The organism is Euzebyella marina (genome assembly GCF_003687485.1).
GTDB classification, from domain to species: Bacteria; Bacteroidota; Bacteroidia; order Flavobacteriales; family Flavobacteriaceae; genus Euzebyella; species Euzebyella marina.
Window position 1 is genome coordinate 2,026,750 of sequence record NZ_CP032050.1, and the last position, 13,533, is coordinate 2,040,282.

The 13,533-nt window shown below is 39.4% G+C and carries 15 protein-coding genes; 10 read left to right on the top strand and 5 right to left on the bottom strand.

All coding sequences use genetic code 11. The features are described from left to right. The first annotated feature begins 47 nt into the window (after positions 1-47). The 5 genes from D1013_RS08460 to D1013_RS08480 all read left to right on the top strand — a co-directional run bounded on the left by D1013_RS08460 (position 48) and on the right by D1013_RS08480 (position 3,126). Positions 48-524 carry a hypothetical protein gene (locus D1013_RS08460; protein WP_121848416.1) on the top strand — a complete coding sequence of 159 codons (477 nt, stop codon included), beginning with the start codon at positions 48-50 and terminating at the stop codon, positions 522-524. A 73-nt stretch (positions 525-597) separates the two neighbouring features. Next, on the top strand, positions 598-1,050 hold the full coding sequence (locus tag D1013_RS08465; protein ID WP_121848417.1) for a YybH family protein: 453 nt from the start codon (positions 598-600) through the stop codon (positions 1,048-1,050). A 24-nt stretch (positions 1,051-1,074) separates the two neighbouring features. Beyond that, positions 1,075-1,596 carry a DinB family protein gene (locus D1013_RS08470; RefSeq protein WP_121848418.1) on the top strand — a complete coding sequence of 174 codons (522 nt, stop codon included), beginning with the start codon at positions 1,075-1,077 and terminating at the stop codon, positions 1,594-1,596. 6 nt (positions 1,597-1,602) lie between these two features. Then, positions 1,603-2,298 (top strand): 3-keto-alpha-glucoside-1,2-lyase-like domain-containing protein, encoded by a 696-nt coding sequence (locus tag D1013_RS08475; RefSeq protein ID WP_121848419.1) that lies wholly within the window; start codon positions 1,603-1,605, stop codon positions 2,296-2,298. 3 nt (positions 2,299-2,301) lie between these two features. Then, positions 2,302-3,126, top strand: a complete 825-nt coding sequence (locus D1013_RS08480; protein ID WP_121848420.1) for an alpha/beta fold hydrolase — start codon at positions 2,302-2,304, stop codon at positions 3,124-3,126. 67 nt (positions 3,127-3,193) lie between these two features. On the opposite strand, the gene D1013_RS08485 is transcribed toward D1013_RS08480, so the two are convergent. From D1013_RS08485 to D1013_RS08495, 3 genes are all read right to left on the bottom strand, one after another. Continuing rightward, a complete protein-coding gene (locus D1013_RS08485) occupies positions 3,194-3,901 on the bottom strand; it encodes a LytR/AlgR family response regulator transcription factor (protein WP_121848421.1) in 708 nt (235 codons plus the stop codon). Next, positions 3,898-4,977: a sensor histidine kinase gene (locus D1013_RS08490; protein WP_162987849.1), complete on the bottom strand. Its 1,080-nt coding sequence runs from the start codon at positions 4,975-4,977 to the stop codon at positions 3,898-3,900. Before D1013_RS08490 ends, D1013_RS08485 begins: the two co-directional genes overlap by 4 nt. 102 nt (positions 4,978-5,079) lie before the next feature. Next, complete coding sequence (locus D1013_RS08495; protein ID WP_121848423.1) at positions 5,080-5,661, bottom strand: hypothetical protein; 582 nt, start codon at positions 5,659-5,661, stop codon at positions 5,080-5,082. Positions 5,662-5,906: 245 nt separating this feature from the next. Here D1013_RS08495 and D1013_RS08500 point away from each other — a divergent pair, with 245 nt between their 5' ends. Then, positions 5,907-6,251, top strand: a complete 345-nt coding sequence (locus D1013_RS08500) for a cupin domain-containing protein (protein ID WP_121848424.1) — start codon at positions 5,907-5,909, stop codon at positions 6,249-6,251. A 22-nt stretch (positions 6,252-6,273) separates the two neighbouring features. Here D1013_RS08500 and D1013_RS08505 read toward each other — a convergent pair whose 3' ends face one another. Next, entirely contained in the window at positions 6,274-7,008 is a 735-nt protein-coding gene (locus D1013_RS08505; protein ID WP_121848425.1) for an NUDIX hydrolase, read from the bottom strand. Between the two features lie 270 nt (positions 7,009-7,278). Between D1013_RS08505 and D1013_RS08510 the strand changes: the two genes are divergently transcribed. Beyond that, positions 7,279-8,793 (top strand): hypothetical protein, encoded by a 1,515-nt coding sequence (locus D1013_RS08510; protein ID WP_121848426.1) that lies wholly within the window; start codon positions 7,279-7,281, stop codon positions 8,791-8,793. Positions 8,794-8,861: 68 nt separating this feature from the next. On the opposite strand, the gene D1013_RS08515 is transcribed toward D1013_RS08510, so the two are convergent. Then, positions 8,862-9,764: a helix-turn-helix domain-containing protein gene (locus D1013_RS08515; RefSeq protein WP_121848427.1), complete on the bottom strand. Its 903-nt coding sequence runs from the start codon at positions 9,762-9,764 to the stop codon at positions 8,862-8,864. 468 nt (positions 9,765-10,232) lie between these two features. On the opposite strand from D1013_RS08515, the gene D1013_RS08520 reads away from it, so the two are divergent. From D1013_RS08520 to D1013_RS08530, 3 genes are read left to right on the top strand one after another with little or no spacing between them, the layout of a single operon-like run. Next, on the top strand, positions 10,233-11,075 hold the full coding sequence (locus D1013_RS08520) for an aldo/keto reductase (RefSeq protein WP_121848428.1): 843 nt from the start codon (positions 10,233-10,235) through the stop codon (positions 11,073-11,075). A 25-nt stretch (positions 11,076-11,100) separates the two neighbouring features. Continuing rightward, positions 11,101-12,174: an NAD(P)-dependent alcohol dehydrogenase gene (locus D1013_RS08525; protein ID WP_121848429.1), complete on the top strand. Its 1,074-nt coding sequence runs from the start codon at positions 11,101-11,103 to the stop codon at positions 12,172-12,174. Between the two features lie 23 nt (positions 12,175-12,197). After that, positions 12,198-13,331 (top strand): aldo/keto reductase, encoded by a 1,134-nt coding sequence (locus tag D1013_RS08530; protein ID WP_121848430.1) that lies wholly within the window; start codon positions 12,198-12,200, stop codon positions 13,329-13,331. The last annotated feature ends 202 nt before the right edge of the window (positions 13,332-13,533 follow it).

A 13,533-nucleotide genomic window follows, 5' to 3' on the forward strand; every position in this document is an offset into this window, starting at 1 on the left:
GTTTAGTTGGTCTTGAAGATTTTGAAAATGGCTCTATTGAAGTTAAAATGTACAGCCAATTACAAGACCCTGCGCCTTACCCCGGTATTGCTGGTTTTATAGGCGTTTATTTTCGTATTCAGCCCGATGATTCGGCCTTTGAGGGTATTTACGTTCGCCCTAAAGTAGGTCGCGTAAACAATCAGCAGTACCGAAACCATGCGGTTCAGTACATTTCGTATCCGAACGCCAAGTTTGACATGCTCAGAAAATCTGACCCTGGTAAATACGAAGGCTCCGCTCCCGTAGCCCTTAAAGAATGGATTACCATGCGTATTGAGGTAAACGGTGATTTTGCCGAGATGTACATCAACAATGCTAAATACTCCACTTTTGTGGTAGATAAAATGCTCGGAAAACATAAGATTGGTGGGGTAGGGCTGTATGTTGACATAGGAACCATTGGGTATTTTAAAGATTTAAAGATTACTAAACGAGCCTTTGACCCCACCAAGAACAAAGAGGTTAAAGTGGATGATATTTGATTTCTTAAACTAGTTTAAGGGTAAAACACCTTGCTACCAAAGACCTTTGTTTTAAAATTAAAACACGAGTACAATGAGAAAGAAAATTGTAAAAAACAGCTTGATCGCACCTTTATTTTTATTTAGCGTATTGACCAATGCCCAAAGCAATGAAGAGCAAAAAGTAGCACAAACCGTAAAAGATTACTTTGCTGCGTTGAATGCCTCAAACATCGATGAATTAGTTAAACAGTTTACCAAAAAAGCGGTACTGCTTCCTACTGGAGCACCAACTGCAACGGGCACTGAAGAACTAATTGGCAATTATACCTATGTATTCAACACCATTGATTTTGACCTAGAAGTAACCATTGCCGATGTAGTTATTGCTGGTGATTATGCCTTTGTACGTTCTACCTCTAAAGGAACCATCCTTTTGAAAAAGGAAAATCAAAAATTAGCGCAAGACTTTAGGGAAGTGTTTATCTTGAAAAAATTAAATAACTATTGGAAAATCGATACCTATTCTTACAATCAATCAAAATAATTTAATCCTCTAACAGTATTCAACATGAAAAAATCACTCGTAATCCTATCCCTAATTTTGGGCGCTTTTGGCTCAGTTCATGCACAAACCGTATCCAGCCTCATAGAAGATTGGGAAAGGGCAAAGGCCTATACCTTAGAATATTTAGAAGCCATGCCTGCCGATAAATATGATTTTAAACCCACCGAAGACATTCGCTCTTTTTCGCAGCAAATGCTACACTTGACCGATGCCAATTACGGGTTTACATCGGCCGCGGTAGGAATTGAAAGCCCCATAGGTCAGGGAGAATCAGAAAAAAGCACCGACACCTCTAAAGAAAATGTAACCCAATTGGTAACCGATGGGTATGATTTTGTCATTAAGGGATTGAACGGAATGACCGATGCAGAATTAAAAGAAAGCATACAGTTATTCGGAAGATTCAAAATGACTAAAGCACAGGCTTTTGCTAAATTGTTCGAGCACCAAACCCATCATAGAGGACAAACAACTATTTACATTCGAATGGCCGGGATTACCCCACCTAACGAAAAATTATTTTAATCGATTATGAAAAAATACATTTTGGCTACAATATCATTTATTGTGGCAACGGCTATCAATGCACAATCTTTAACTTTTAAAAAACAAGAGTTTGAGCTTAAACATGTCACCGCTTCCATAGAAAAGGTAAAGGGAAAAAAGGCTATTAAAGTAGAACGAGATTTAGAAGCTTTGCCATTTGACCTTAAAAATTTAGGATCTACTGTAGATGAACCTACCTATGTTAAGCTAAAGAATGTTACTTTGGCAAATGGCACCATAGAGGTAAAATTATTGAGCAGGGTTCAGGCCAACACCACTTTTAAAGGTGCACAAGGTTTTATTGGGGTTGCATTTAGAATCAATGACGATGATAGTGCTTACGAATCCATTTACCTAAGACCCCGTGTTGGTAGATCAGATAGTCAATTTGCACGTAACCGTACAGTGCAATATTACGCCTACCCGGACCATAAATTCGACGTTTTACGTAACGAAACCAAAAAAGATTACGAAACCGCAGCACCTATTGCTTTAGACGAGTGGATTACCATGCGTTTGGAAATAAAGGACAAAAAGGTAAAAATGTTTCTTAATAATGAAGAATATGCCACCATGGTCATTGATGAAATGTTAGGAAGCACTAAAGAAGGCGCTATTGCACTTTGGGTAGATATTGGTACCGAAGGCTATTTTAGAGATTTGAAAGTAATTCAAGAATAAAAAATGAAATCACTTATTGTTTTAGCATTCCTACTGGTAGAAAATTCTCTTTGCTATTCTCAAACAAACACCAAAATACCCTACGGCAACAACCCAAAGGCAGGACATTATGTGCAAGCCGATGACGCTAAACTATATTATGAAGTGTACGGTGAAGGTAAAACCTTAATCATTTTACACGGTGGCATTTTAGGTTATATGGACGAGATGACCGATTTTATTGATAGGCTACAAAAAGACTACCAGGTAATCGCTATGGCTACCCGAGGGCATGGTAAATCTGAAATTGGCAGCAAGCCCATTACCTATGAACGTAGGGCCAACGATGTGTTGGCCGTTATCAATGCGGTAACCCAAGACAGCGTTATCGTATTGGGTTTTAGTGATGGGGCGTATACGGCCTATAAAGTGGCAAGCCTATTTCCTGAGCGAGTCAAAAAGATGGTCGCCATTGGCGCAGGCGAACAAACACCTGGCCTGCGTACCGTGAATTTTAATGGCCCCATTTTTGACCCCAATAATGAAATTTGGACGCAAAAGAAAAAGCTGATGCCCGAACCAGACCGATTAGTGCAATTCTGGAGGGATATGGAGCAGTTTTACAATTCTATGGCGGCGGATAAAGCTTTGTTCATGAGCATTAAATGTTCAACTTTGGTCTTGTCTGGTGAACTGGACCGTAATGCGCCACTGGCCACGGTAATCGCGGCCTACCAGATGATTCCGAACAGTCAACTAGCAATTATACCCAACACAGGGCATGTTACCTTTATGGAAAATTTTGATACTGTTTGGGCGTGTATAGAACCTTTTTTGTCCGTAGAATAGATAGAATCATTTTTTGAAGAGTTAAAAAAGGGTCTATTTTAAATTCTAAAGGGTTTATTGCTCCGTTTTATCTTTGGGTGAGATTCTGTACCGAATCTCGGTAGGTTTCACCTACGGCCAGTTCTTTATCCCCCAAATAAATACTATTCTTTCGAATCGCCGTAATTTCGTTAATAGCTACCGAATAAGAGCGATGTATTCGAATGAATAGATTTTCAGGTAACTGACCTTCCAATTCTTTAAAGGTCATTCGAACCACTAAAGGTCGTTCAGATTTTTTTAGATGAAACTTGATATAGTCCCCATAACCTTTCATCCAGATGATATCATCAAATTTTATTTTCACCTGACTGTGATCAGAATTTACGAAGAAGTGGTCAGATGGTTGGCTTTTTTGTAAAGACTTGGGCGCTTCCTTTAATTCTTTCAACTCTTTCGCACGGTTGCAAGCTCGCATAAATCGGTCTAAGGGTACAGGTTTTACCAAATAATCGACAACATCTAAATCGTAGCTATCTACGGCGTATTGAGAGTAGGCTGTTATAAAAATGACCAGTGGACGTTCTTTTAGGCCAGAAATATATTGAAGGCCCGTCATGCCAGGCATTTGAATGTCGATAAAAATGAGGTCTGTCTGCTCTTTCTGCATTAGCTCCATAGCCTCAAAACAATTATTGCACGTACCCACGAGCTCTAAAAAAGGCAGTTTTGAAATATTGTCTTCCAGTAAGCTTAATGCCAATGGTTCATCATCGACCGCAATACATCTGATCATGACTTATAAGTTAACTTTAAATCTACTTTAAACCATTCGCCATCAGAATCTATTTCTAGTTCGTGCATGCCGTCATATAGTAATTGAAGCCTGCGTTTAACATTGGCCAGCCCGATACCCGAAACGCCGTCTTTTGTAGTATTTTGGGTCTCATACCTATTCTTGACCTCAAAATGTAGGCGACCTTTGTCGCTAATGATATGAATGGCTATTTCCGGCTTTTTCAACATTCCCGTGCCATGCTTGAAAGCGTTCTCAACAAACGGAATCAAAAGCATCGGTTCTATGGTGTGCCAGTCTTCTATTTCATGAATATTCAGATTAAGCTGTAGTCGGTCACCAATTCGTAACTGTTGCAGTTCAATGTAGCTTTTCAAGTATTCTATTTCACTTTTTAAAAGCACTTTCTCCTCTGTTTGATACAGCATGTACTTCATAATCGAAGATAATTTGTGAATCGTGGGCTCAAGTTGATTGCTTTTTAACCGTGCCATAGCGACCATATTGTTGAGTACGTTGAACAAAAAGTGCGGACTTATCTGCGTACGAAGAAAAGAGAGTTCAGATTTTAAGGTTTCGTTATTTGCCTCTTGTACCAACTGCTCGGTTTTTGCCCTGTCCTGAACCGTTTTTACTATGATACTGACAAGTGTGGTCAAGAGAAATACGATGGAATTATGCCACGCAGAGCCTAAAAATTGAAATTCTATCGAATCGCTCACAAATAAGTGAAAGACCAACCGGCGCACGCCCAAAACACCTAGGTACATGATCAGTTGCAATAAGATGAACAAAAGGTACTTTCCGCGAAAAAGTAATTTGGGAATGATTACTTGTGTGTTCAGGTAGAAGAACAGCATCCAGAAAAAAAGCATGAAAGAGTTGAGGTATAAAAAGGCCCAATCTCTATCAGAAAGGGGACTTTCGTTTTCACGCATCCATGCAAAAAGAAAAGGTAGCAGAATCAAAATGCCCCAAACCACTATATGAGGAATGATATTTCTATATTTTTTCGGAATATTAAAGTTGAAGTTCATCATCTGGGCAAATACAGCATAAGATACTAATTTAGTCAACTCTTCAGAAAGTTGATCTAAGTTCGGTTCATAAACAAGGCGACCTGGGGCAAATACCCTAGGTCACCTATAACAAACAATGACGTAGTTACGACATCAATCTTAATTCTTTATTTTTTGGCGATATACCTTATCGCCTTGTACAACCACTACCTCGTAAGTGCCTTTTAATGCCTTTTCAAAGTTATAACTGCGTTCAACCGTCAAATCTCCTTCAAACTTATCTTCGTGGGTAATATATCCATCTGGGTTGATGATGTTGACAAGAACAGGCTTTCTCTCAAGGTTTAGAAGGCTAAGGTTCAGGCGGCCATCTTTAGCCTGAAAAATTTCGTGAGCGGCATCTTCTTTGGTATCCAATATGGTTAATTGGCTTTTATCTACATCTAAGGTGTACTTAAGAGATTTGTCCTTCATCTTTACCATGAATAAATAGCGGCCATCCGCTAGCTCTTCAAGATTAAAAGATTTAGAGTAGTTGCTATAGACCTCTTCTTTGAACAAGGTCTGAAGATTGTTGTCTAGAATAGTAATTTTTGCCTCTTCCTGCGAATTGCCAATCTCTAAAAGAACACTCTTTTTAGATTCTGACTTTTTTAGTTCAACGATGGGGTTATTGGCCATTGCGGCCAATGGGGCAATCAATGCGACACCGATAAGTGCATACTTTTTAATTGTTTTCATCTCTTTATATATTTTAGGTTTATATTAGATTTTGGTTCAAAAGTAGGGCGAGATGTAGGGCCAAATGAGAAAATGAGACGAAACCGAAAAAGTCTGCGACGAACTCGGAAAATAGAAGCGATGTACACCATCGTATTTCTTGTAATCTATTCTTTTTGAGCAGGTTGTTTTCTGTTTTTTTATGGAAAGGAAACTGTAAAAAGGGGAGTAGGTAATCCTTTTTCTGATGATAAATAAAGACTCAAATGAAGATATCTAAATCGTATGCTGAACATTATAAATGGGGAGATGAGTGTTGTGGGTGGCATTTGGTAAAATCACCCGATTTAAGCATTATCGAAGAGTTAATGCCGTCTGGAACAGTTGAAAAAAGGCATTATCACCAAAAAGCGCAACAATTTTTCAGAATACTGAGTGGTAAAGCTACTTTTGAGATTGATGGTGAAACGGTTGTTGTAGATGAAGGCAATGGCATTCATATACCCCCTAAATCGGTTCACCGAATCAGAAATGATGAAAATGTCGATTTAATCTTCTTGGTTATCTCGCAACCTACTACAAGAGGTGACCGTTTTGATTTGGAGGAATAGGATGGTAAGTGGCAGGTGAATTTTAAGGCGTAGAAGGTTTTAGGCGATAGAAATAAGGGGCTTTGTTATTGGCGCCGGTATATTTTTTTTCCAAACGTTCTAAAACTCCTAAATCCAACATTTTCTTTTGAAAGTTATTTCTTCTAAAAGGGCGATCGTAGACGGCCTCATAGACCTGTTGAATTTCTTTCATGGTAAATTTATCGGGTAGCAAATTGAAACCGAGAAGATTTTCATCTAAGTTAAGTTGCAAGGCCCTATAAGCCTTTGATGTTTGTTCGTTGTGGTCAAATATCAAATCGGGAAGCTCATTAAAATCGTACCATTCCAATGAATGGTCTAAACCACTTTTATTTAGTTGTACTTTATTGATATCAACTAAGGCATAATAGCCGATCGAGATGAATCTTTTTGAGAACCAAGTCAATCGCTCGTTTCCCATTTCATCGTTAGGCTTTAATTCTGGGTTGAAGGCAAACAGCTGGGCCATAAATTTTGAATAGTTTCTGTCTTTTTCACCAAACACCCAAAATTGTTGAAGATAAATTTCTTTGAGGCCTGTTCTTTCTGTCAATATGCGATGTGCAGACTGATCGATACTTTCATTCTGATAAACGAAACCAGCAGGCAGGGCCAAGAAATCACCTTTGAAATTTAATTGTGATATGAGAACCTTTAGCCGTTTCTCTTGGTAGCCAAAAATGGTACAATCAATAGAAAGTTGTGAAATTAGTTCGTCTGCTTCATAAATTCTCATAGCCCATCAATTACTTATAGGTTGATTCAAAATTAAATCTAGCCTTTTTCATTTTAATGATTTTCAAAGATAAATTTTATTGTCTTTTTAAAAGACAATAAAAAATTTTAATATATTTGATTGATTCTGTAGTGGTTAAGAATAGGGAAGGGTTACTGGTTAAAGTTAGGGCTCGAAAGCACCTCCCTATACATCATTAAGTCGAAGATTTAAATTAAGCCTTCATATAGCCTTTAACATTTTCAAATATGCCAACTTAAACACCTTTTTATGAGATACAAATATTTAGTCTTGACCCCTTTCTTACTAGTCATTTATTCCTGTAAAGAAACTAAAAGTGATGAACTGAAAACACCTAAGCTTGAACTTGAGAGCTTAAAACATATCGCCGATGTCGAGGAGCGGTATCAATCGGTAAATGTAGAAATGTGCGAAGTAGTGGGAGGGGAATTTTGGATTCCCTATGATTTAATCGATACGGCAGCGGTTAAAGCAAGGGGTTTTTCAGCATTAAAGAGAAAGATACCGGCCATTGATTTATACGATGAGAAGTTAAGGATGCTTACTTCGGCTTTGGGCCCCATGTATATTAGGGTGAGTGGTACTTGGGCAAATACGACTTATTTTCAGGATAATGACCTACCTAAAATGACAAAAGCTCCAGAGGGTTACGAAAATGTCTTGACCCGAAAAGAATGGAAGGGCGTTATCGATTTTTGTCAATATTTAGATGCAAAACTGGTTACTTCATTCGCCATAAGTGAGGGAATGCGTGATCAGAAAGGAAATTGGACCAATGCACAGATAAAACCCTTATTGGAATATACCAACCTACTCAAAGGTGAGATATATGCATCTGAAATGTTCAACGAACCGTCTCACTCAAGTCATGGTGGGGCACCGGAAAATTATGACGCCATTGATTATGCCAACGACTTTAAAGCCTTTAAAGAATATGTCTCTGTTGCTGCGCCAGACATGAAAATACTAGGGCCGGGATCAACAGGGGAGGGAGGTATACTTGGGGGTAACGATTCTACAATTACCACAGATAAAATTCTATCGGCCAAGCCTATTCCTGAATTTGATATTTTTAGTTATCATTTCTATGGAGGTGTATCTCAACGATGTATGGGGCAATTAAGCCCAGAGAACGCTTTAAATGATGAATGGCTCTCTAAAACAGAAGATGGCCTAAAGTTCTATGAAGAAGTACGTGACACTTACTTACCAGATGCCCCCATTTGGTTAACCGAAACGGCCGAAGCCGCCTGTGGGGGGAATCCTTGGGCTGTCACTTTTCTTGATACTTTCCGGTATTTAGAACAAATGGGCAGATTGGCAAAAAAAGGTGTTCAAGTGGTAATGCACAATACATTGGCTGCTAGCGAATATGCTTTGCTAGAGCAAGACACACACGACCCAAGACCGAACTATTGGGCAGCCCTGTTATGGGGTAGACTTATGGGTACCCAAGTTTTCGATATGACAATTAATATCGAGGGCATAAATGTATATGTCCATAATTTGAAAGGTGCTAACGGTTATGCCGCTTTACTGATCAATCCTTCAGAAAAGGCCGTTGATTTTCACTTGACTCAAAATGCAGAGCAATATTTGCTTACCGCAAAAGAATTGGTTTCTAAAGAAATTCAATTAAATGGAAAAGTTCTAAAGTTAGAATCCGATACGACCATGCCCGATATCAAAGGTGTTTCCGTTTCAAAGGGTGAACTATCCGTTCCTGCGCATAGCATTATGTTTTTGACCTTTCAAGGAAAATAGGGTAGGGGCCAAGACTTTCCGGTAATTTATAAAGTTGCACATTTTTTAGCGTCAAATCAGAGACTATATCAATTCAAATGACGAAACTCTTTGGGTGAATGCCCAACTTGCTTTTTGAACAAGCGGCTAAAGTGCTGCGGATATTTGAAACCTAGCTCGTACGCAATTTCGCTAACAGATTTGTTGGGATCAAAAACCTTGCTTTTGGCCACATCTATCAATTTTGATTGAATGTATTCTTGGGCAGAGTTTCCTGTTTCTTTTTTTACCAAATCACCGAAATAATTGGAAGACAAACTTAATTGGTCGGCAAAATACCCTACCGAAGGTAGACCATGCTTTTGGGGTTTCTCAGAATTAAGGTAATCGCTCAATAACGAATCAAACTTTTGCAATGCACCTTGATGCGGAATTTCCCTTGTTAAAAATTGACGGTCGTAAAAACGAAGACAATAATCGAGCAATAATTCAATATTACTTACAATCAGCTTTTTGCTGTGCTTATCTAAGTTTTGCTCTAACTCGTACTGAATTTTGTCCAAAACACTAAGAATAAGACTTTGTTCCCTAGCCGATAGGTGCAATGCCTCCCTTACACTATAGGAGAAATATTTATAGCTTTTCATTTTACGTTCCAAATCGGTGCCTAATAATAAATCAGGATGAAAAACCAATGCATAGCCTTTAGGCACATAATCGGGATCATAACTTAATCCCACTTTTTGACCAGGTTCAACAAAGACCATAGAGCCTTCATCAAAATCATACTCTCCGCCGCCGTATTTCAATTTACAGTTCTTGGCCATTTTTAAGAAAACGGCATAACAATCGTAATGCAGGCTATCATATAGATAATCAGGATGTGAATTTGATTTCTCATAATCTAAAACTCCTATAAGTGGGTGATCAGGTTTTGAATTTCGCCAGTTAAAGTAATCGGCTACCGATTTAATATGATACACATTTTCCATATCAAAAATTGAATTATATGATAAAGATAAGTGATTGAACAATGCTTGTCACCTGTCGACCATCGAATCGGTAATAATGGTACAAACATCCGTAATATGGGTATTAAATTGGGTTTCAAAGGCACTTACATTTGTACTGGATTAATAAGTCAACTGTAAATTTTACTTTCTGGAAAGTTTCACCACTCGATAAAAAGTCAAAAACCCTAACGAGGTTTAAAAATTAAATAAACTTCCATCTAAGACTAGTAATTCTATCAAACAGAGACACAGTTAGGGATAGCACTCGAAAAGACTGATAGAGATGATTAGTATTTAATGTTTTGAAAAATCAATAGTGACCAAGTTCTCTTGAAAATTGCAAGATGACTTAAAGGCAAATATGAAAGGCCAACATTGGTTAAAATTCAAACTGCACCGCGAAGGGCTAACTAGAAAGGATTAACGCAAACACTATATTTCTAACTTATGCAAAACGTAGTTTTTAACAACGGGGTAGAAATGCCCATTTTAGGATACGGGGTCTTTCAAATACCCGATTACGAAGAATGTAAAAAGTCAGTATTGGCGGCTTTGGATGCTGGTTATCGTAGTATAGATACCGCACAGGCCTATGGTAATGAAGAAGCGGTGGGCGATGCCATTAAAGAAAGTGGTATCGAAAGAGATGAAATATTCATTACCACAAAATTATGGATTTCCGATTATGGCTATGACCGCGCCAAATTGGCCTTTGAACGCACTTTAAACAAGCTGCAACTAGATTACTTGGATATTTACTTATTGCACCAACCGTTTAACGATGTGTATGGATCTTGGCGCGCTTTGGAAGAACTGAACCGAGTTGGTAGAATTCGTGCCATAGGGGTTAGTAATTTCTATCCGGATAGGCTGACGGATTTAGCGGAGTTCAATGACATTATACCTGCCTTGAACCAAATTGAGACCCATCCGTTTTATCAGCGTGAAGAAGACCAAAAGACCATGCAAAAACTAGGCGTGCAACATGAAAGTTGGGCTCCTTTTGCCGAAGGTCAATCCGATTTCTTCAACAATGACATACTCAAGAAAATTGGGGGCAATTATGGAAAATCAGTTGCCCAGGTAACTCTGCGATGGATGATACAACGCAGTATAGTGGTCATTCCTAAATCGGTTACACCATCAAGAATCAAAGAAAATTTCAATGTTTTTGATTTTGAACTAACCGAAGCAGAAATGAAGACTATCGCTGAAATGGACACCCAAAAAAGTCATTTTTTTGACCATAGAGACCCTGAACGAGTGTCTTGGTTTAAATCCCTCATATAATTAAACAAAGCATAAATAAAAATTAATGGAAACAACAACGATAAAAGCCTTAGGAACAACGGCCAATAACGAGCCGTTAAATGAGATGACCATTGAACGTCGTGAAGTGCAACCCCATGATGTGGAGTTTGAGGTGCTATACTGCGGTATTTGCCATTCTGACCTTCACCAAATACATAACGATTTTGGCCATACGGCCTATCCTATTGTACCGGGTCACGAAATTGTGGGCAAGGTCACCAAAATTGGTAGCCAGGTCACTAATTTTAAAGTAGGTGAATTGGTAGCCGTAGGATGCATTGTAGACTCTTGCAGACATTGCCAACATTGCGAAGAAGGCCACGAACAATACTGTGAAGAATTCCCCACCTTTTCGTTCAATTCTCCCGATAAGTATTTAGAAGGAAAAATGACCTATGGTGGTTTTGCCAAAACCTATGTGTGCGAAGACAAGTACGTGTTGCACATGCCAGATTTTAAAGATTTGGCCAATGGCACTGTTGGATTGGCCGCCGCCGCACCGCTATTGTGTGCGGGTATTACAGTATATTCCCCGTTACGCTATTGGAATGCCGGACCCGGTAAAAAAGTAGGCGTTTTAGGTATTGGTGGTTTGGGCCATTTGGCCATTAAAATTGCCAAGGCCATGGGTGCAGAGGTTACGGTGTTTACCACCTCACCGGCTAAAGTTGAAGATGCCAAAAGATTGGGTGCAGACTATGCGGTCTTGAGCAAAAATGAAGAAGAAATGCAAGCCTATCGTGGTACGCAAGATTTTATTATTGATACCGTTTCGGCCAAACACGATGTAAACACCTATTTAGGGTTGTTAAAAATCGAAGGTACTTTGGTTTTGGTAGGCCTACCACCAGAACCCTTGGAAGTGGGAGCCTTCAACGTGGTAATGGGCAGACGCAGTTTTGCGGGTTCTAACATTGGTGGTATAGCCGAGACCCAAGAAATGTTGGATTTCTGTGCCGAACACGATATTACCGCTGAGGTAGAGGTGATTTCACCTTCACAAGTCAACGAAGCTTTTGAACGCCTAGAAAAAGGCGATGTAAAATATCGATTTGTAATTGATATGGATACGCTTTAATACAAATAACAAAAACACAGATAATGAAAAACAAAAAGAATCATTCAAATAACAATGGAATCAGTCGTAGAGAATTTGCCTCTCGTTCTGCCCTTGGTTTGGCCGGCTTGACAGTGTCTTCTACCTTAGGTGTGGTTGCGCAAAATACCAAAACTAACATGAGCGGTACCAGTACCAATACTACTAACCGTATGTTGGGCGACCTTGAGGTTTCGGGAATTGGTTTGGGCTGTATGAGTATGAAGAGTGGCAGTTACAATCCGCCAAGAGATAAAAGTGAAATGATTCCCGTAATCCGTGGTGCCGTTGATTTAGGGGTTACGTTTTTTGATACGGCAGAGGTGTACGGCCCTTTTACCGATGAAGAATTGGTGGGCGAGGCTCTACAACCGGTTCGTGACCAAGTGGTCATTGCCAGTAAATTCGGGTTCAATCTAACTTCGGGCAGTAGAAGTGGCAGAAACAGCAAACCGGCGAACATAAAAACCGCGGTCGAGGGTATGCTCAAGCGTTTGCGCACAGACCGTATCGACTTATTATACCTGCACCGCGTTGACCCCGAAGTACCTGTTGAAGATGTAGCCGGTACGGTAAAAGAATTGATTAAGGAAGGAAAAGCATTGCATTTTGGCCTGTCGGAAGTAGCGCCAGATACCATTCGCAGGGCACATGCCGAACAAAAAGTAGCGGCCGTTCAGAGTGAATATTCCATGATTGAACGGGTTTTGGAAAATCAGGTTATTGATACGTGTGGCGAACTAGGTATTGGTTTTGTACCGTGGGGCGTAGTGAATAGAGGATTTTTAGGAGATAAATTCAACGAATACAGTCGTTTTTCAGATGATTCAAGATTTTCATCGGTACCTTATTTCACCCCTGAGGCCATAAAGGCCCACATGCCGGTATTAACTTTGGTGAGGGAATGGGCGCGTAAAAAAGACGCTACCCCAGCACAAATAGCTTTGGCATGGGTGATGGAACAAAAACCCTATATCGTACCCATACCAGGTACTACCAAGTTGCACCACATGAAAGAGAATATGGGCGCTTTGAACATACAATTCACAGTCCAAGAATTACAAGAATTTAGAACGGAATTAGAGAAAATTCCGTTAATAGGTGTTCGTGCCCCAGAAACGGCATTAACAGACCGTTAAAAAAACATGGTTGTTGATAGAAGAGACACTAAATTGAGGTGATGAACCGAATGAAAATGATGAGAATTTAGTGCTTCCCTTCTCAGTTTCCTGATCTACTTGGCCAATCGCTCAAGGGCTTTCAGTAAAAATGGTAGGAATATCCGTAATCTGGGTATTACCTCGTGTAGTACTGATGAATATTTTTGGTAAAACTAAATTC